Source organism: Cryobacterium adonitolivorans (assembly GCF_004402695.1).
Taxonomy (GTDB): Bacteria; Actinomycetota; Actinomycetes; order Actinomycetales; family Microbacteriaceae; genus Cryobacterium; species Cryobacterium adonitolivorans.
This window is the reverse complement of the sequence record NZ_SOFL01000037.1, coordinates 22,392-41,323: the sequence shown is the minus strand read 5'-3', so window position 1 is coordinate 41,323 and position 18,932 is coordinate 22,392. Positions and strand designations below refer to the sequence as shown.

The 18,932-nt window shown below is 67.9% G+C and carries 15 protein-coding genes and 1 tRNA gene; 10 read left to right on the top strand and 6 right to left on the bottom strand.

Annotated features, from left to right (window positions below):
• Positions 1-179 precede the first annotated feature (179 nt).
• Complete coding sequence (locus E3O42_RS18050) at positions 180-356, top strand: hypothetical protein (protein WP_166787988.1); 177 nt, start codon at positions 180-182, stop codon at positions 354-356.
• An 11-nt stretch (positions 357-367) separates the two neighbouring features.
• Positions 368-1,822 (top strand): cardiolipin synthase, encoded by a 1,455-nt coding sequence (gene cls, locus E3O42_RS12065; protein ID WP_420897879.1) that lies wholly within the window; start codon positions 368-370, stop codon positions 1,820-1,822.
• An 18-nt stretch (positions 1,823-1,840) separates the two neighbouring features.
• Here cls and E3O42_RS12060 read toward each other — a convergent pair whose 3' ends face one another.
• From E3O42_RS12060 to E3O42_RS12045, 4 genes are all read right to left on the bottom strand, one after another.
• The gene (locus E3O42_RS12060; protein WP_134454175.1) at positions 1,841-2,818 is read right to left on the bottom strand and encodes a pirin family protein; all 978 of its coding nucleotides are present in this window, start codon (positions 2,816-2,818) and stop codon (positions 1,841-1,843) included.
• Between the two features lie 9 nt (positions 2,819-2,827).
• Positions 2,828-4,351: a hypothetical protein gene (locus E3O42_RS12055; RefSeq protein ID WP_134454174.1), complete on the bottom strand. Its 1,524-nt coding sequence runs from the start codon at positions 4,349-4,351 to the stop codon at positions 2,828-2,830.
• Between the two features lie 110 nt (positions 4,352-4,461).
• Positions 4,462-4,692: a helix-turn-helix domain-containing protein gene (locus E3O42_RS12050; RefSeq protein ID WP_134454173.1), complete on the bottom strand. Its 231-nt coding sequence runs from the start codon at positions 4,690-4,692 to the stop codon at positions 4,462-4,464.
• Complete coding sequence (locus E3O42_RS12045) at positions 4,692-5,189, bottom strand: hypothetical protein (protein WP_134454172.1); 498 nt, start codon at positions 5,187-5,189, stop codon at positions 4,692-4,694. Before E3O42_RS12045 ends, E3O42_RS12050 begins: the two co-directional genes overlap by 1 nt.
• A 72-nt stretch (positions 5,190-5,261) precedes the next feature.
• On the opposite strand from E3O42_RS12045, the gene E3O42_RS12040 reads away from it, so the two are divergent.
• From E3O42_RS12040 to E3O42_RS12015, 6 genes are all read left to right on the top strand, one after another.
• Entirely contained in the window at positions 5,262-7,787 is a 2,526-nt protein-coding gene (locus E3O42_RS12040) for an ATP-dependent Clp protease ATP-binding subunit (RefSeq protein WP_134454171.1), read from the top strand.
• A gap of 124 nt (positions 7,788-7,911) precedes the next feature.
• Positions 7,912-8,424: an amino-acid N-acetyltransferase gene (locus E3O42_RS12035; RefSeq protein WP_134454170.1), complete on the top strand. Its 513-nt coding sequence runs from the start codon at positions 7,912-7,914 to the stop codon at positions 8,422-8,424.
• Positions 8,425-8,762: 338 nt separating this feature from the next.
• Complete coding sequence (locus E3O42_RS12030) at positions 8,763-11,852, top strand: ExeM/NucH family extracellular endonuclease (RefSeq protein ID WP_134454169.1); 3,090 nt, start codon at positions 8,763-8,765, stop codon at positions 11,850-11,852.
• A 251-nt stretch (positions 11,853-12,103) separates the two neighbouring features.
• A complete protein-coding gene (locus E3O42_RS12025; RefSeq protein ID WP_134454168.1) occupies positions 12,104-14,617 on the top strand; it encodes a bifunctional metallophosphatase/5'-nucleotidase in 2,514 nt (837 codons plus the stop codon).
• Positions 14,618-14,670: 53 nt separating this feature from the next.
• A complete protein-coding gene (locus E3O42_RS12020) occupies positions 14,671-15,306 on the top strand; it encodes a DUF4232 domain-containing protein (protein WP_134454167.1) in 636 nt (211 codons plus the stop codon).
• A gap of 74 nt (positions 15,307-15,380) precedes the next feature.
• A complete protein-coding gene (locus E3O42_RS12015; RefSeq protein WP_134454166.1) occupies positions 15,381-15,809 on the top strand; it encodes a dehydrogenase in 429 nt (142 codons plus the stop codon).
• Between the two features lie 19 nt (positions 15,810-15,828).
• On the opposite strand, the gene radA is transcribed toward E3O42_RS12015, so the two are convergent.
• Entirely contained in the window at positions 15,829-17,193 is a 1,365-nt protein-coding gene (gene radA, locus E3O42_RS12010) for a DNA repair protein RadA (RefSeq protein WP_134454165.1), read from the bottom strand.
• A 32-nt stretch (positions 17,194-17,225) separates the two neighbouring features.
• Positions 17,226-18,008: an SGNH/GDSL hydrolase family protein gene (locus tag E3O42_RS12005; protein WP_241984807.1), complete on the bottom strand. Its 783-nt coding sequence runs from the start codon at positions 18,006-18,008 to the stop codon at positions 17,226-17,228.
• Between the two features lie 75 nt (positions 18,009-18,083).
• Between E3O42_RS12005 and E3O42_RS12000 the strand changes: the two genes are divergently transcribed.
• Both E3O42_RS12000 and E3O42_RS11995 read left to right on the top strand, forming a co-directional pair.
• A tRNA-Ser gene (locus E3O42_RS12000) sits at positions 18,084-18,173 on the top strand.
• Positions 18,174-18,465: 292 nt separating this feature from the next.
• The gene (locus E3O42_RS11995; protein WP_166787987.1) at positions 18,466-18,927 is read left to right on the top strand and encodes an SRPBCC domain-containing protein; all 462 of its coding nucleotides are present in this window, start codon (positions 18,466-18,468) and stop codon (positions 18,925-18,927) included.
• The last annotated feature ends 5 nt before the right edge of the window (positions 18,928-18,932 follow it).

The following is an 18,932-nucleotide window of genomic DNA, read 5'->3' as shown; positions in this document are numbered from 1 at the left end:
CCCCCTGAGCAGACCATATCCACGAACCTCGTCCGCGTGCCCGCCGGAAAAAGCTTGACCATCCAACACTCCTTGAATCAGAGCGTTGCTACGACCGTATGACTTTGCCCGCGAATCCTGGTGCTTAAGTCACAGCTCGCGGATGGGGGCAGGGCTTGTTCGCGTAGGCTGGAGTGACTATGGATGACTTCTGGGCCAACGCTTTGTTCTCGCTCGCGCCCACGGTTCTGGTCGGGGTGATCTTCTGGATCATCATGCGCGCCATCATCCGCGCCGACCGCACCGAACGAAACGCCTACGCGCGGGTCGAAGCCGAGGAACGAACCAGACTCGGCCTCGACAAACCGGCCAGCTAACCGTGTTCGGTATCGACCTGTCCACCATCCTTCTCGTGGTGGCATTCCTTGTTGACTTCGCCATCCGAGTGATCGCGATCATCGTCGTGCCGCGCAACCGCAGGCCCACCTCCGGCATGGCGTGGTTGCTGGCGATCTTCCTGATCCCCTTCTTCGGTTTCCTGCTTTTCCTGCTGATCGGCTATCGCACCCTGCCCAAGCGCCGGGTGGAGATGCAGGCCGAGATCAACCAGTTCATCCTCGACAGCACCGCCGGCATGGAGCGGGTGCAACGCGACCACCCGTGGCCGGCCTGGCTCGAATCCGTGGTCGCGCTCAACCGCAACCTCGGGGCGATGCCGCTCGTCGGCGACAACCGGGCGCGGCTGCACGGCAACTATGAGGAGACCTTCGCCGCGATGGTCGCCGACATCGACAAGGCCAGGAAGTACGTGCACGTCGAGTTCTACATCCTCTCCCTCGACCCCACCACCACGCCGTTCTTCGACGCCCTGGAGAACGCCGTCAAGCGCGGCGTGACGGTGCGCGTGCTGATGGACCACATCCAGTCGATGCGGAAGCCGGGCTTCGCACAGACCAAGAAACGGCTCACCGCCTCCGGAGTGCAGTGGCAGTTGATGCTTCCGCTGCAGCCGTTCAAGGGCAAGTGGCAGCGCCCCGACCTGCGCAACCACCGCAAGCTCGTCATCGTCGACGGCCGGGTGGGGTTCATGGGGTCGCAGAACGTGATCGACCGCACCTACAACATGAAGCGCAACATCCGCCGCGGCCTCAAATGGAAAGACCTGATGGTACGGCTCGAGGGCCCCATAGTCTCCGGCCTGAACGCGATCTTCATCACCGACTGGTACAGCGAGACCAACGAGCTCCTCACCCGCGACATCGAGCCCGTGCACCCCGAAGACATCTCCGATGCCATCGACTGCCAGGTCGTGCCCAGCGGGCCAGGCTTCGAGGGGGAGAACAACCTGCGACTGTTCCTCGCGCTGCTCTACTACGCGCAGGATCGCATCGTGATCACCAGCCCGTACTTCGTGCCCGATGAGTCGATCATGTACGCCGTCACCACCGCAGTGCAGCGCGGACTGCACGTGGAACTGTTCGTCTCCGAGATCGGCGACCAGGCTCTCGTGTACCACGCGCAACGCTCCTACTACGAGGAACTGCTCCGGGCGGGCGTGAAGATCTACATGTACAAGGCGCCGTACGTTCTGCACGCCAAGCACTTCACCATCGACGACGACGTCGCCGTGATCGGCTCGAGCAACATGGACATGCGCTCGTTCAGCCTCAACTTCGAGGTGTCCCTGATGGTGCGTGGGGCCTCGTTCGTGCAGGCGCTGCGGGCGGTGGAGGACGGCTACCGGGCCGACAGCCGCGAACTCACCCTCGACGAGTGGATGAAGCAGCCGCTGCGCTCGACGATCCTCGACAACCTCGCCAGGCTGACCTCCGCCGTGCAGTAGCCGCGGCCCCCGGCCGGTTCAGCGGCGGGGCTTGAGCCGCACGGTGGGCAGCACCGGTGCCGGCAGCGGCGCACCGTGGTAGGCGACGTGACCGAACCGGCCGGCGGCATCCGTGCCGTCGATCACCTCTGACTGCCACTGGGCTCGCCAGGCGGTGATCTCCTCGTGGCTGCGGCCGATGAAGTTCCACCACATCACGATCTGCTCGCCGAGCGGTTCGCCGCCCAGCAGCACCACCCGGGCGGTGCCGTCGCCGGTGTTCTGCAGGCGGATGGCCGAGCGGCCGGCCAGGGCGACACCCAGTTCGTTTTGCTGCACCGTCGCGCCGGCGAACAGCACCGTGCCGGCGTCGACGAGCACCCCGTGCTCGAAGGACCAATCCACGTCGAGGTCGATCGACGACCCGGCCGGCAGGTCGATCTGCGCGCCGACCAGCGGGGTGTCCCCGGTGGCGGCGGCCCTCTGCCCGGCCAGGGTGCCCATGAACACGTGCAGGGTGACCTCGCCGAGCGTGATGGGCTCGATGACGTGGTTCTCGAAGTGCGGTGCCTGGTGCCGGGTGAGGTCGGGCAGCGCGATCCACAGCTGCACGCCGTGCAGTGCCGTGGTGTCTGGCGTGGAGACCTCGGAATGGCTGATGCCGGAGCCCGCGGTCATCAGGTTCAGCTCGCCCGGCCGCACCAGGGCGAGACTGTCGACGCTGTCGCGGTGCTCGACCTCGCCGGCGAACAGCCAGCTCGCCGTCTGCAACCCGGTGTGCGGATGTGGCGGCACCACCATCCCGCCGGTGACGGAGACGTCGTCGGGGCCGTAGTGGTCGATGAAGCACCAGGCGCCGATCAGGCTTCTCTCGCGCTGGGGGAGGGTGCGACGCACGCCCATCGCACGGAGGCCGCCCAGGGGGACGTCCCGCGGCGTCAGGATGACGACATCCGCCTCGGTGATCGTGCTGGGGTCGCAGACGATTTCGGCCGGTTCGGTTTCGAGGTTGCTCACACTGCGAGCCTAATCCGGGCGTGCCGGGGTGCGCAGCGGTTCGAGGGGTTCTGTCGGGCCGGTCTGTCCGCGCAGATCGTCGGGGTCTCCTGGCGGCAACGGGAGGGTGGGGTTGACCGGTTCCGTGCTGGCCGTGGCCGTCGGTTCCTGCGGTCCTGGACCCGTGCCCGGCCTGGCCCGGGGGACCAGGGGGACGCCGGGGGTGACCGGCGGGCGCTGCAGCAGCTCGACGAGCAGCACGGCCAGCAGCGCGAGGACCGCCGTCCAGATGATTACCGGCACGGCGAGCGGCCGCCAGAAAATCGCGACGGCGGCGGCGGCCAACCCGATCAGCACGTGGACCAGGCGCCGGTAGTGGTAGAGGAATTCTCCGAAGCCGCCCGTCGTGACTCCGGCGTTCTCCGCAGCCGTGCGCAACCGTGCGGTCGTTCCGATGGTGGCCCGGCGGAGCATGGTCGACCCGCGGAACGGCCCGGCCAGGTACGCCACGACGGCCACGGTGAAGCCGACCAGCCCCACCGACAGGGCCGTGGTGTTGATGAACGGCACCACGGCGTCATAGAGCGCCTGGGCCACATTATTGGGGAGGTACGTCGGCGACAATGCGCTGATGAAGAGGATTCGCCCCACCGCGATTCCGGCGGCGAGCAGGGCCATGGACAGGGCCAGGGTGAGTCCGGCCCAGATCATGGTGCGCGAGCGTCGTTTGGCCACCAGCACGCCGAGGACGATCAGGCCCAGGCTCACCAGCGGCAGGATGAAGCCGAGCACGTTCAGCAGCTGATAACCGGTGCGCGCCTGCACGAGGGAGTCTGACTGGGCCACCACGATGGTGCGATTCACCTCGGGGATGTTCTGCGCCAGCGAGAAGCCCCGGTTGACCAGTTCCTTCTTCACTTCCTCGATGATCGGTCCGAGCTGGATGCCGAGTTCGCCGGTGTCGCTGATCATCAGCGCCGTGGAGGTGTCGCCCTCCAACGCCGCGATGACCTGGGTCTGGCTGGTCCGCAGCGCCTGTTCCCAGAGCTCGGCGAAGGCATCCGAGGCGACGATGTTGGTGGCGGCGGATCGGATCAGGCTTTGCACCCCCTGCGTGGCGGGCTGTTCGAGCAGCCCGAGGGCGTTTTTGGCCTCCGGGGGGAGGTCGAGGTTGGCCAACCCGTCGAACAGGTCCTTGGTGATGCCGTCGATGTCGACGTTGTCGTTGACGACCGTGACGATCTCGTCGACCAGGTACGCCTGCACGGCGGGGTCGTCCGCGAGCGGGGCGAGCGAGGCGACGAACCTGTCGGTGTCGTTGACGTACCCCTTGGTCCAGTACGCCACCACGCTGATCGGTGCCAGGAGCACGCCGATGGTGATGAGCAGCGCCGCGAAAAACGCCCGCCACCTGGCGGACGCGCGGTGTTCGGCGGCCGGGCCGAGCTGTCCGCGCAGCCGGGAATTCTCGGCGGAGAGCCGGGCGATCTCGGCGGCTGGGTCGGTGATGCCGTTGGAACGAGCCGGATTGGCGAGGTTCGGGGAGCCGTCCATGGTGCCGCCGCCTTTCGCCTGCCTGCGCAGGTCCCGAAATAGTGGAGCCGAATGGTGACAGTATTGCGCAGTCCGGTGCCCTCGCAAGGGCGCGACGGGGTTGGCCGGGTTCAGTCGGCGCGCACGAGCAGGTCGCCGACCTCACAGTTCAGCGCGACGCAGACCGCGGCGAGGGTCGAATACCGGATGGCCCTGGCCCGGTCGTTCTTGAGAACCGAGAGGTTGACCACGCTGACCCCGACCAGCTCGCTGAGCCTGGTGAGGGTCATGCCCCGCTCGATAAGCAGCTCGTCGAGCCTGCAGTGGATGCCCGTGGCCTCGTCCTCGGCGGCGGGTGCCACTAGACGAGTCCGTCGGTCTCGCGCTGCAGGCGCTGGCCCATCGAGATGGCCGCGGCCGCGACGAGGAGCACGACTCCGGTTCCGCCCGGAGCGAGGTCGACGAGGGTTGCCAACGGCCAGAAGCCGCCAGGGGCGTCGCCGTTCAGCTCGCCAGCAGCGATCATCCGGCCGAGCCCACCGAAGCCCTGCCAGAGCACGGTGCCCAGGAGCAGCGCATCCGCGAAGAGTGTGACGACGAACCTGTCGGTCAGGAGCTGCCCGACCACGGTGGCGACGCCGATTCCGGTCGCCAGGAGGCCCCAGAGCAGGGCGCCGCCCAGAGCCAGCCAGGTGAGAACTCTGCCGAGCCGTCTTTCCAGCCGGGCCGTGCGGTCCGCCAGATGCAACTCGTCCGAACGGGGGCAGGTCGGGGGAAACACCGCGCAGCCGTCGGCGCGGCGTGCGGCGGAGCGGACCCCGCACGTCACATCCGTCACGCCCACGGCGAACAGAGGCACGCATCCGGCCTTGCGCTGGTTACTCTCGTTGTATCGGTGCCATAACCGCCCTGGCGCCAAGGGAGTGTTCATATGTTTGAGAGATTTACCGACCGAGCTCGTCGTGTCGTCGTCCTGGCCCAGGAAGAGGCCAAGATGCTCAACCACAACTACATCGGAACCGAGCACATTCTGCTCGGGCTCATCCACGAGGGTGAAGGCGTGGCCGCCAAGGCCCTGGAGAGCCTCGGCATCTCGCTGGATGCCGTGCGTGAACAGGTGCAGGACATCATCGGCCAGGGTCAGCAGCAGCCGACCGGGCACATCCCGTTCACGCCGCGCGCCAAGAAGGTCCTCGAGCTGAGCCTTCGCGAAGCCTTGCAGCTGGGCCACAATTACATCGGAACCGAGCACATCCTGCTCGGGCTCATCCGCGAAGGCGAGGGCGTTGCCGCCCAGGTGCTGGTCAAGCTCGGCGCCGACCTGAACCGGGTGCGCCAGCAGGTCATCCAGCTCCTTTCCGGCTACCAGGGGAAGGAGCAGGTGCAGGTGGGTGCGAACGAGACAGCGGCCAACCCCGCGGGCAGCCAGATCCTCGACCAGTTCGGGCGCAACCTCACCCAGGCCGCGCGCGATAACAAGCTCGACCCGGTGATCGGGCGCGAGAAGGAGATCGAGCGGGTCATGCAGATCCTCTCCCGCCGCTCCAAGAACAACCCCGTGCTCATCGGTGAGCCCGGCGTCGGCAAGACCGCCGTCGTCGAGGGCCTCGCCCAGGCGATCGTCAAGGGCGATGTGCCGGAGACGCTGAAGGACAAGCAGCTGTACTCGCTCGACCTCGGTTCGCTCATCGCCGGCAGCCGCTACCGCGGTGACTTCGAGGAACGCCTGAAAAAGGTCACCAAGGAGATCCGCACCCGCGGCGACATCATCGTGTTCATCGACGAGATCCACACCCTCGTCGGAGCCGGTGCCGCCGAGGGCGCCATCGACGCGGCCTCGATCCTCAAGCCCCTGCTCGCCCGCGGTGAACTGCAGACCATCGGCGCGACCACGCTGGATGAGTACCGCAAGCACTTCGAGAAGGATGCCGCGCTCGAGCGCCGGTTCCAGCCCATCCAGGTGAACGAGCCGTCGCTGCCGCACACCATCAATATCCTCAAGGGGCTGCGCGACCGCTACGAGGCGCACCACAAGGTGTCCATCACCGACGGGGCCCTCGTGGCCGCGGCGAACCTCGCCGACCGGTACGTCTCCGACCGGTTCCTGCCGGACAAGGCCATCGACCTGATCGACGAGGCCGGCGCACGCCTGCGCCTGTCGATCCTGTCCAGCCCGCCCGAGCTGCGCGAATTCGACGAGAAGATCGCCGTGGTGCGTGCCGCCAAGGAAACCGCGATCGAGGACCAGGACTTCGAGAAGGCCGCTGGCCTGCGCGACGAGGAGAAGAACCTCCTCGGCGAGCGTCTGCGCCTGGAGAAGAAGTGGAAGTCCGGCGACGTCAAGACCACCGCGGTGGTCGACGAGGGCCTGATCGCCGAGGTCCTGGCGCAGGCCACCGGCATCCCCGTGTTCAAGCTCACCGAGGAGGAGTCCTCGCGGCTGGTCTTCATGGAGAAGGCTTTGCACCAGCGCGTCATCGGTCAGGAAGAGGCCATCTCGGCGCTCGCCAAGACCATCCGTCGCACCCGTGCGGGCCTGAAGGACCCGAAGCGTCCGAGCGGTTCGTTCATCTTCGCCGGCCCGACCGGCGTCGGCAAGACCGAGCTGGCCAAGGCGCTCGCCGAGTTCCTCTTCGACGACGAGGCCGCCATGATCTCTCTCGACATGAGCGAGTACGGCGAGAAGCACACGGTGTCGCGCCTGTTCGGTGCGCCTCCCGGGTTCGTCGGCTTCGAAGAGGGCGGCCAGCTCACCGAGAAGGTGCGCCGCAAGCCGTTCTCCGTGGTGCTGTTCGACGAGATCGAGAAGGCCCACCCCGACATCTTCAACTCCCTCCTGCAGATTCTGGAAGAGGGCCGGTTGACGGATGGCCAGGGTCGCGTGATCGACTTCAAGAACACCGTCATCATCATGACCACCAACCTCGGCACCAGGGACATCAGCGGCTCGCCCGTCGGCTTCCAGCTCGAGGGTGACACCGCCACCAGCTACGACCGGATGCGCGGAAAGGTGAACGAGGAGCTGAAGAAGCACTTCAAGCCCGAGTTCCTCAACCGTGTCGACGAGATCATCGTCTTCCCGCAGCTGTCCAAGCCCGAACTGCTGCAGATCGTGGACCTGTTCATCAAGCGCCTGGGCGACCGGCTGCTCGACCGCGACATGACCATCGACCTCACCCTGGCGGTCAAGGAGCACCTCATCGAGGTCGGCTTCGACCCCGCGCTGGGTGCCCGGCCGCTGCGTCGCGCGATCCAGCGTGAGGTTGAGGACCGCCTGAGCGAGAAGATCCTGCACGGCGAACTGAACGCCGGCGACCACGTGCACGTGGACTTCGTGGACGGGGAGTACGTGTTCACCACGACGAACCGCAACGAGGCCGTCTCGGTGGGCATCAACACCGCCGCGGGTATCGGCACCGGACCGGGCACGCCCGACCTGGCCATCACCAGCGAATAGGCACCACCCAGCACTACACGAACGGCCCGGCGGACTCCCGCCGGGCCGTTCGTCGTGCGCCTCTAGACTTGACCTCTCGGCGGAACAGAATCGGCGGCTTCGGCGGCCAGGAGAGCGGGCGGACGTGACACAACAGGAGTTCATCGTGCGCCGGGCCCAAACCCGTGACGTGCCGCTCATCCAGGCACTCGTTGAACCCCTCGTGCAGCAGCGCATCCTCCTCGGCAAGGACCGCGTGGTCTTCTACGAGGCCGTGCAGGAATTCAGGGTGGTCGAGGACCTGGACGGCAACCTCGTCGGCTGCGGCGCCCTGCACGTGATGTGGGAGGACCTCGGCGAGGTGCGCACTCTCGCCGTGTCAGAGGACTGGCTCGGGCACGGCGTCGGGCACGCGCTCATGGGCCGGCTCGAGGCGGACGCCAGGGAGCTTGGCCTCAGCCGCCTGTTCTGCCTCACCTTCGAGGTGGGCTTCTTCACCCGGCACGGCTTCGTCGACATGGGCACCGAAACCGTCGACCCGGCCGTGTACGCGGAACTGGTTCGCTCACCGGACGAGGGTGTCGCGGAATTCCTCGACCTCGCCCGCGTCAAGCCGAACACCCTCGGCAACACCCGGATGCTCAAGCGCCTGGTCTGATTCGGCCACAGCACGCTCAGATGTGGGCACTGTCGGCGTTTTTGTGCTCATCTGAGCATGTTGTCGTCCCGTAACCAGCTGGACATAGACGGTCGTTAGGCTGCCCCCGAAGCACTCCGGCCAACCTGCACGGTTCCTGCGCCACCCGCCCCGCGGGGTTCGTGGCGCGCCCACTGGCACGTTCGGCGTGCCCCAAACCCGAGCTCCACCGTCGGCCCACCCGGCGCCCTGCTCTGCTCTGCCCTGCCCCTGCTCTGCTCTGCCCTGCCCCTGCCTGCTCTGCCCTGCCCTGCACACTGTTCCGCCAGACCGTTCATCGCACCCACCCAGGAGACTCCATGCCGCTCGCCCCGCCCCGCCCGCTTCGGCTGGCCCTCGCTTCGCTGATCGGAGCGTGCCTCGCCGTCGCCCCGGTCGTGGCGTTCCCCGCTCAGGCCAACACCGCCGGCACCGGCGTCGTCATCAACGAGGCCTACCTCAGCGGTGGCAGCGCCAACGCCGCGTTCACAAACAAATTCGTCGAGCTGTACAACCCCACCAGCGCTCCCATCGACCTGTCCGCCTGGTCGCTGCAGTACCGCAAGGCCTCCGGCACCGTCACGGATGCCCCGAGCGCCGTGGCCCTCACCGGCACCATCCCGGCCAACGGGTACTACCTCGTCTCCGGCGGGTCGAACGGCACCAACGGTTCGGCGCTGCCCGCCGCCGACCTGGTTTCCACGCTGAACCCGAGCGGCACCGCCGGCACCCTGATCCTCGCCAACTCCACCACGCCGCTCGCCCTTGCAGCCGGTGACGCCGCCGGCAACCCGAACGTGATCGACCTGGTCGGCTACGGCACGTCCCTCACCTATGAAGGGGCCGTCGCAACGGCGCCGACGGCCAATTCCGACGTCAGGTCGTTCAACCGCGGCAACGCCGCCGACACCGACAACAACGCCACGGACATCAGCCTGTCGGCCACCATCAGCCCCACCAACGCCGCCGGGCAGACCAGCGCGCCCCCCGCGCCGGTCCCCACCGGCACCCCGACCCCGACGCCCACCACGGCACCGCCGACCGGCACCACCGCGATCAGCGCCATCCAGGGCACCGCGGACGCCAGTCCGCTGGCCGGCGGCACCGTGAGCACCGTCGGCGTCGTCACCGCCGCCTACCCCACCGGCGGGTTCGCCGGCTTCTACCTGCAGACCCCCGGCTCCGGCGGCGCCAACGCTGCCGCCGCGGATCCGGCCTCCCACGGCATCTTCGTCTACACCAGGACCATCGCCAGCACCGTGGCCATTGGCGACTATGTGAGCGTCACCGGGGCCGTCAGCGAGTACTACGGGCTCACCCAGCTGACCGTCAACACCCTCGGCGACATCGCCCAGCTCGATCGCGCCGGCATCACGCCGCCGGTCGGCACGGCCCTGCGGCTGCCGGCCACCGACGCCGACCGTGAACGGCTCGAGGGCATGCTCGTCGCCCCCGCGGGCGACTTCACGGTGACGAACAACTACACCACCAACCAGTACGCCGAGATCGGCCTCGCCGCCGGTACCACGCCCCTGGTGAACCCCACCGTCACCGACCGCCCCGGCAGCGCCGGGTACACGGCCGCCATCGCCGCCAACGCAGCGCGGGCGATCACCCTCGACGACGGCGCGAGCACCAACTACCTGAGCTCGTCCAACCAGGGCAAGCCGGTGCCGTACCTCTCGACCACCGCCCCGGTGCGGATCGGCGCCGCGGTCACCTTCACCCGGCCGACGATCCTGGACTACCGCAACAACGCCTGGAAGCTGCAGCCGACCAGCGCCCTGGTTCCCGACAACGCCGTCACCGTGCAGCCGGCCACCTTCGCCAACACCCGCACCTCGGCACCGGAGAAGGTGGGCGGGGACATCCGCCTGGGCACCTTCAACGTGCTGAACTACTTCTCCACCACCGGAGACACCCTCACCGGCTGCCAGTACTACACCGACCGGGCCGGCGCCAAGACCACCGTGAGCGGTGGCTGCGACGCACGTGGCGCGGCCGACCAGGCGAACTTCCTGCGCCAGCAGGCGAAGATCGTCGCGGCCATCAACGCCCTCGACGCCCAGGTGATCTCCCTCGAAGAGATCGAGAACTCGGCAGTGTTCGGCGTCGACCGTGACACCGCGCTGGCCACCCTGGTTGCCGCGTTGAACGCGGACCTCGGCCAGGATGCCTGGGCATTCGTGCAGTCCCCGGCCGCGCTGCCGGCCAACGAAGACGTCATCCGCACCGCCTTCATCTACCAGAAGGCAATGGTCGAAACCGTGGGCGGATCCACGATCCTCACCGGCTCCGCAGCATTCAGCAACGCCCGCCAGCCACTCGCCCAGGCCTTCCAGCTTGTCGGCGACACCGGCAGCCGATTCCTCACCATCGTGAACCACTTCAAGTCCAAGGGGTCGGGCACCGGCGTCGACGCCGACATGGGCGACGGCCAGGGCGCGTCGAACGCCTCCCGCGTCAACCAGGCGACCGCCCTCGTCGCGTTCGCCGACACGATGTCAGCAGAGACCGGCATCGACCGGGTGTTCCTCACCGGCGACTTCAACGCCTACGACCACGAAGACCCGATCAAGGTGATCACCGACGCCGGCTACCTGAATCAGGAGGCCAAGAGCGGCGAATACACCTATGCGTTCGGCGGGTCGGTCGGGTCCCTCGACCACGTCTTCGCCTCCGCCGAGGCGGACGCCGTCGTGGCCGATGTGGATGTGTGGAACATCAACTCGGTCGAGTCCGTGGCACTGGAATACAGCCGGTACAACGCCAACGTCACCGATTTCTACGTCGCAGACCCGTTCCGGTCCTCCGACCACGACCCCGCGATCCTGGGCCTGAACCTGGCCACCTCGACGACGGAGCCGACCCCGGAGCCGACCACCGAGCCGACCCCGGTTCCGACGACCGGGCCCACGCCGGTCCCCACGACGACGGCGCCCGCCGTCCCGACGGCCACGGCGCCGGCGGTCGCCCCGACCGCGGCACGGGAGAGCGCCCTCACCGCCGCCTTCCGCGACCGGATCAGCACCAATGCGGCGCGCTACATGGCGGGGTCAGCGATCACCATCACGGCCGGCACCCCGCACGCCGGTGAGATCGTGTCGGCCTGGGTGCGCTCCACCCCGGTCAACCTGGGCGGCTGGCTGCAGGTCAGTGCCGCGGGCACGGTGACCACGGCGCTGCCGAAGGACCTGGCCGCGGGGACGCACCGCATCATCCTGCAGGATGCCGCAGGCGCCGTCATCGGCTGGACGGAGATCACGGTTGTCGCCTCCGGTACGGCGGCGGCCGGCACGCTCGCCAGCACCGGCGTCGAAAGCGCGCCGGTGCTGGCGGGGGCCCTGCTCCTGCTGCTGCTCGGCGCGCTGCTCGCTCGTCGTCGCCGGTCCACCCTGCCGAGCGCATAACCGGGCGTCGATCAGAGCGGGCGTTCCGCAGCCGGGGGACGCCCGCTCCCAGTTGCTCAGAAGTTGGCCTGGTCGGCGTTTTTCTGCTCATCTGAGCATGTTGCCCGGCCGTAACCCGCCGGACATCCGGCGTCGTTAGGCTGCCCCCACAGCACTGACCGGCAGGTGTCGTCGTCGCCTCGCGCGCGGCACCAGCACCGGCCCCTTCACCTGCATCCCGTCACCACACGGTAATTCCCTTGAGGAGAACAATGTCGCTCAACCCGTCCCGCCCGCTCCGGCTGGCCTTCGCTGCAGTGATCGGAGCGTGCCTGGTGGGCGCGCCCGTCGTCGCCGTCCCGGCCATCGCGGCCCCGCTCCCGGTGCAGCTGAACCTGCTGAACATCAACGACTTCCACGGGCGGATCGACGCGAACACCGTGAAGTTCGCCGGAACCGTGGAAACCCTCCGCGCCCAGTTCCCGGACAGCACCCTGTTCCTCTCCGACGGGGACAACATCGGCGCCTCGCTCTACGCATCCGCCTCGCAGAATGACACCCCGACCCTCGACGTCCTCGACGCCCTGGAGCTGTCTGCCTCGGCGGTCGGTAACCACGAGTTCGACAAGGGCGTCGCCGACCTCACCGGCCGGGTCGCGGGCGAAGCCGACTTCGACTACCTCGGCGCCAACGTGTACCAGGCTGGAACCCAGACGCCCGCCCTCCAGGAATACGTGATCCGGGACGTGCAGGGCGTCAAGGTCGCCGTCATCGGCACCGTGACCGAGGAGACCCCCACCCTGGTCTCGCCCAACGGCATCACCACGGTCAGCTTCGGCGACCCCGTCGCCGCGGTCAACCGCGTCGCCGGCCAGCTCACCGACGGCGACCCCGCCAACGGCGAGGCCGACGTCATCATCGCCGAATACCACGAGGGCGCCGGCGCCGGAACAGTGGAGAACGCCACCCTCGAGCAGGAACTGGCCCTCACCGACAGCGCCTTCGCCAAGATTGTCACCCAGACCTCGCCGGCCGTGGATGCCATCTTCACCGGCCACACCCACAAGCTCTACGCCTGGAACGCCCAGGTGCCCGGCGCCGCGACAGGCGTGACCCGCCCGGTCCTGCAGACCGGCAACTATGGTGAGAACATCGGCCAGGTCGTGCTCAGCTACGACTCCGTCACCAAATCCACCACCACGGTCCTCAACCAGAACGTCAAGCGCAGCACCGCGGCCGACGCCGATCTGGTGAACGCGTTCCCGCGGGTCGCCGCGGTCAAGTCAATCACGGATGCGGCGCTGGCCCAGGCGGCCGTCACCGGAAACGTGAAGGTCGGTTCCATCACCGCCCCCATCAGCCGTGCCTCCATCGGCGGGGCAAACCCGGTGGTAGAAGACCGTTCCGCACCGTCGACCATGGGCACCCTGGTTGCCAACTCCCTGCGCGAGTCCCTGGCCGACCCGGCCAAGGGCGGCGCCGAGATCGGCATCGTCAACCCCGGCGGCATGCGCGCCGAACTCTCCACAACACCGGACTCGGACGTTAGCTTCTCGGAGGCCAACGCCGTCCTGCCTTTCCTGAACAACCTCTGGACCACCACCCTGACCGGGGCGCAGTTCAAGGTCGCCCTGGAACAGCAGTGGCAGCGCGACAGCAAGGGTGCCGTGCCGAGCCGCCCGTACCTGCAGCTGGGACTCTCCGACAACGTGAACTACACGTTCGATGCGACCCGCGCCGAAGGCGACCGGATCACCGGCATCTGGATCAATGGCGCACCCATTGATCCCGCCCGCGGCTACCGGATCGGCTCGTTCAACTTCCTGCTCACCGGCGGTGACAACTTCCGCATCTTCACCGCGGGCACCGGAACCCGCGACTCCGGTCTGATCGACCGGGACGCCTGGATCTCCTACATCACGGCCAAGAGCCCGCTGTCGCCGTCGTTCAAGGCGCTGCAGGCATCCGTGACCGGCGTTCCGGCCACCGCAGTGAAGCCCGGTGACTCGGTGAGCTTCACCGTGGGCAAGCTCAACCTCACCTCACTGGGCTCGCCGAGGAACACCGAACTCGCCGTCACCTGGGCTGGCAGCAAGACGGTCTTCGCTCCGGCATCCGTCGACGCCACCGGCGCCGCAACGGTCACCGTCACGGTGCCCGCCGACGCCGCGCCCGCCAGTGAGATCACCCTCACGGCCAAGGAATCCGGCACCACGGTGCGGGTGCCCCTGGCCGTCACCGTTCCGGTGACGAAGCCGACCCCGGTCCCGACCACGGAGCCGACCCCGGTCCCGACGACGGCTCCGACCCCCGCCCCCACCGAGCTTCCCCAGACCGGATCGGCCGCTCCCACGAGCGCACCGACCGCCGCCGCGGAGTCCGCTCTGACCAAGGCCCTGCAGAACAAGATCACGGTCAATGACTCCACGGTGGCCGCCGGCGATAAGCTCACCATCGGCGTCGGAACCGCGTTCGCCCGTCAGTATGTCTCCGTCTGGGTTCGCTCCACGCCGATCAACCTCGGCGGCTGGCAGCAGGTCAGCGCCGCGGGCACCGTCACCGCGGTGGTTCCGGCCGGTCTCGCTGCCGGTACGCACAGCATGATCGTGCAGGATGCCGCGGGCGCCGTGATCGGCTGGACCGAGATCACCGTCGCCGGCGTCACCCCGGCCGCGACACTCGCTCAGACCGGACTGGACGCCAGCCCGTGGCTGGCCGGCGGCGTGCTGATGCTGCTGCTCGGCGCGGTCCTGATGCGTCGTCGCCGGGTTTCGATGGAATCGTAACCGACACGCAGAGCATTACCGGCGGCGCCGGTAGACCTCGCTAGCCTTGGACCATGTCGACGATCAAGCACCCCGTCGGCCCCCAGACCAGCAACGTCTACCGGCGCCGCCGTCTGGTGGTCGGCCTCGGCGTGCTCGCCGTGCTCCTGATCATCATTCTGATCGTCCTGCGTCCCGGCGGCGGCAGTGGCCCAGCCTCAACAGCGGCACCGGCGCCGACCGGCAGCGCGGCCGACCCGGCAGCGACCGCCGACCCGGCCGCCACCGACGCTGCCGCCGGCCCGGCGTGCGACCCCGCGACCGTGCAGGTCGAGGCGATCACCGACCAGGACGCCTACGACCCTGGCGACGAACCCGAGCTCTCGCTGAGCGTGACCAACACCGGCAGCACACCCTGCAACCTGAATGCCGGCACCTCCACGCAGGTGTTCACGATCACCAGCGGCGCCGATGTGTACTGGACCTCGACCGACTGCCAGACCGACCCGGCAGACGCCGAGGTCACCCTGCAGCCCGGCGTCGCGGTCAGCACCAAATCCCCGCTCACCTGGGACCGCACCCGGTCCAGCCCGGAGACCTGCGAGATCACCGAACGGGAGGCAGTGCCCGGCGAGGGTGCGTCGTACTACCTCTCCGTGAGCGTGGGCGGCGTCGAATCGGCCGGCCCCACGCAGTTCCTGCTCAACTAGTCCGGGCGGGCCGTTCGCTCAAGGCTGAGACCTGAAGTGGGTGCGCGTCGACACCGGATGATTGAATGGAGCACGTGACAGACGCGACCCAGGACACCCGCTCAGAAGCCCTCGCCACCGCACTGGCCAACCAGGATGTGGCCGCGGTGGCTTACGCACTCCGCAACGATGTGGTGATCGCGCCGCTGCTCGTGGTGAAGGGCTCCGCCGAACAGGTGCGGGTCTTCGGCCGTGAGGGCAGCGACAAGCGCACCCTGCTGCTCTTCTCCTCCGGCGAGAACTACGCCCGGATGATTCCCGACGAGATCAATCCGCAGGTGATGGTGGCCGACGGTCAATGGCTGAGGGAGTTCCTCACCGTGCACAGCGAGTCCCTCGAGATGGTGTTCTTCGACGTTGCCGGCCCCGCCGTGATGCAGGCGGCTCCGGCCGACCTGCTGCGCGCTCTCGGACCGATCGAAGACGTCGGCACCGACGCGGCCGAGCCAGACCCCGCCCCGTAGCCGCACGGGCCCAGCCGGGCTACCGGAACGCGTCGTCCAGTTCGGCGTCGCGTCGGGAAATGCCCGTGCCCAGCGCCCGGTTCACCGCGGTCTGCACGGTGCTGCTGGACGCGTCGATGCGGGTGCTGAACCCCATCCGGGCGGCCTCGGCGGCGCGCTGCTTGGCGGCGCTCACCGGGCGGATCTCGCCAGCCAGGCTGATCTCGCCGAACGCCACCACGTTGTGGGCGATAGGTTCATCGAGGATCGCCGACGTCAGCGCAATCGCAATGGCGAGATCCGCGGCTGGTTCCACCAACCGCACGCCGCCCACCGTCGACACGTAGACATCCTTCTTCGAGAATTGGTGGCCCACCCGCTTTTCCAACACGGCCAGCAGCATGGCCACCCGGGAGCTGTCCACGCCGTTGGTCACCCGGCGCGGGTTGGGCATGGCGGTGTCGATCACGAGCGCCTGCACCTCAACCGGCAGGGCACGACGGCCCTCCATCGCCACCGTCACGCAGGTGCCGGAGACCGCGGTGGTGCCGCGGCTGAGGAACAACCCGCTCGGGTCGGCGACCTCGCTGATGCCATCACCGGTCATTTCGAAACATCCGACTTCGTCGGTGGAGCCGAACCGGTTCTTCAGGGCCCGCACGAACCGCAGCGCGGTGTGCCGGTCGCCCTCGAACTGGCAGACCACGTCCACCAGGTGCTCGAGCAGCCGGGGGCCGGCAATGGTGCCGTCCTTGGTGACGTGCCCCACCAGCAAAACCGGCAGGTTACGGTCCTTGGCGAGCCGGATGAGCGTGGACGCGACCTCGCGCACCTGGCCGGGCTGACCGGCCTGGCCGTCGTTGAGGGAGCTGGACACCGTCTGCACGGAGTCGATGATCACCAGGTCGGGTTTGACCGCGTCGATCTGACCGAGGATGGTGGCCAGGTCGGTCTCGGCGGCAATGAAGAGCTCCGGCTGCAATGCGCCGGTGCGTTCAGCGCGCAGGCGCACCTGCGCCACCGACTCCTCGGCGCTCACGTAGAGCACCCGGGACTTGGCCACGGCCGCCTTGGACGCCACCTCGAGCAGCAGGGTGGATTTGCCCACCCCGGGCTCACCGCTGAGTAGGATCACCGAGCCGGGCACGATGCCACCGCCGAGCACCCTGTCGAACTCGTTGATGCCGGTGGGCCAGTGCGCCACCGCTGTCGTGTCGACATGGGTGATCGGGCGGGCGACGCCGGTGCCGCTCACAATGGAGGGAGCGACCGACCGGCTGATGCCGGTTTTCTCCGCGGTTTCCACCACGGTGCCCCACTGCTGGCATTCGCCGCAGCGGCCCGCCCATTTCAGCGTGGTCCAGCCGCACTCGGTGCAGCGGAAGTTGGAGACGGGTTTAGCCATGCTGCGAGCCTAGCTGCGGCCGCCGACAGCCCTCACTCGGTCAGGGCCTCCTGGGGCACGCGTCGCGCCACGGCCGAACTGAGCAGCGGCAGGAAAGCCTCCGCCCAGGTACGGTAGCCGCGGTCGTTCGGATGGAACATATCGTTGGCAACCTGCGTCAGCACGCTGCGCCAGCCCTGTCGTTTGGTGGTCGCGTGCAGCGGCACCACCGTGAGGCCGTGCTCGGCGGCCACGTCGCGCACGATCTGGTTGGCCACGGCCACCTTGCGTTCGTTGTGCGGCAGGTGGAAGCACGGCAGGTCGGCCACGAGCGCGTGCGGCGGCAGAGCCGCGAACACGGTTCGGATGCCGGATTCGAAGCGATCCGCATTCCACAGGGCGATGTCGTTGGCGCCGATGGCGACGGTGACGAAGTCGGGCTGCAGCTTGGCGAAGCGCGGCAGCTGGTCGCGCACAGCCAGCTCCACGGTGGCTCCCGAGACGCTGAGGTTGATCACTCGCAACGTCCGTCCGGTGGCCAGGCGGATGTGGTCGGCCAGGATCCCGACGTAACCACGGTTGGGCGCGCTGGCGCCGATGCCCTGCGCGGCACTGTCGCCGATGGCGACGTAGAGCAGGTCGCCTTTCTCCTTGGCGTGGGTGCGCCACCAGAGCGAGTTGATCGGCAGGGTCTCATTGAGCTCGGCGGCGCTGGCGGCCAGGTGAACCTTGAAACGCCGGTAATTGGCGACCGCCACTGCGGTGATGCCGGCGGTGGTGGCCAGGGCGCCGGCGGCGAGGGCGAGAGTGCGGGGAGCGGAGCTGTCGTTTGTCACGACGCGAGAGTACCGCCGGCCTCTGACAATTGCCCGGATTCGCGCCGGCCCCCTCTCTCAACTAGAATCACTCTCGGTACCGTGTCCGAGCGGCCGAAGGTGCAACTCTCGAAAAGTTGTGTGGGGGAGACTCCACCGTGGGTTCAAATCCCACCGGTACCGCCATGCAAAAGCCCCGTCAATCTCAGTGATTGCGGGGTTTTTTGCTCCCCAGAAGCGCTCAAACTCACGAAAACCACGACTGATTGGGTTCGTGCGGCATCCATGCGCCCAGGGCTCCGGAGATTCCCACGGACCGACCTCTGATGCGTTGCCACTCGCGTTCACAGAGTTCAATCGCCCGTGAACAGATTCCCAATCATGGGTACGCTCGATGAGGCGCGTTTGCAGAACTAGTTCACGTGCCGCTCGGCGGGCAATGTTCCGTCGCGCTCAGCTCGAACGTGAAGGAAACACCGTGTCTGATCACGCAAGAATCAAGGGCCACACCGTGACCCGCACCGTGCACATCGAGGCCTCGCGTGCGAGCGTCTGGAAGGCGCTGACCGACCCCGAGGTGATGGTCAAGTGGTTCGGAGACGGTGTGAGGTTCGCCGCGCTCGAGCCCGGGGCTGCTGGCAGCATCGACTGGGATGACTACGGCAGCTTCCCGATCGAAATCACCGAGGTGGTGCCCGACGGCTCGTTCGGCTTCCGTTGGTCGGGAATCCCCGCCGAAGAGCTCGACCAGTACTCGACGCACGTGCGTTTTACCATCGCCGATGCAGGTACCGGGACGGATGTCACGGTGATCGAATCGGGCTTCGATACACTCCCCGGTGGCACCCGCTACCGTCGCGAACGTCTTGAGCAGAACAGAGAGGGCTGGGACGTCGAACTCGACGAGCTCGCGATCCTGCTCGAGGGTGTCGCCCAGTAGTTCAC

Bases quoted from the DNA above. Each gene is read 5' to 3' on its own strand.
- E3O42_RS18050 (WP_166787988.1), top strand. From the start codon at position 180: ATGGATGACTTCTGGGCCAACGCTTTGTTCTCGCTCGCGCCCACGGTT.
- E3O42_RS12055 (WP_134454174.1), bottom strand. From the start codon at position 4,351: ATGGACGGCTCCCCGAACCTCGCCAATCCGGCTCGTTCCAACGGCATC.
- E3O42_RS12040 (WP_134454171.1), top strand. From the start codon at position 5,262: ATGTTTGAGAGATTTACCGACCGAGCTCGTCGTGTCGTCGTCCTGGCC.
- E3O42_RS12030 (WP_134454169.1), top strand. From the start codon at position 8,763: ATGCCGCTCGCCCCGCCCCGCCCGCTTCGGCTGGCCCTCGCTTCGCTG.
- E3O42_RS12025 (WP_134454168.1), top strand. From the start codon at position 12,104: ATGTCGCTCAACCCGTCCCGCCCGCTCCGGCTGGCCTTCGCTGCAGTG.
- E3O42_RS12020 (WP_134454167.1), top strand. From the start codon at position 14,671: ATGTCGACGATCAAGCACCCCGTCGGCCCCCAGACCAGCAACGTCTAC.
- radA (WP_134454165.1), bottom strand. From the start codon at position 17,193: ATGGCTAAACCCGTCTCCAACTTCCGCTGCACCGAGTGCGGCTGGACC.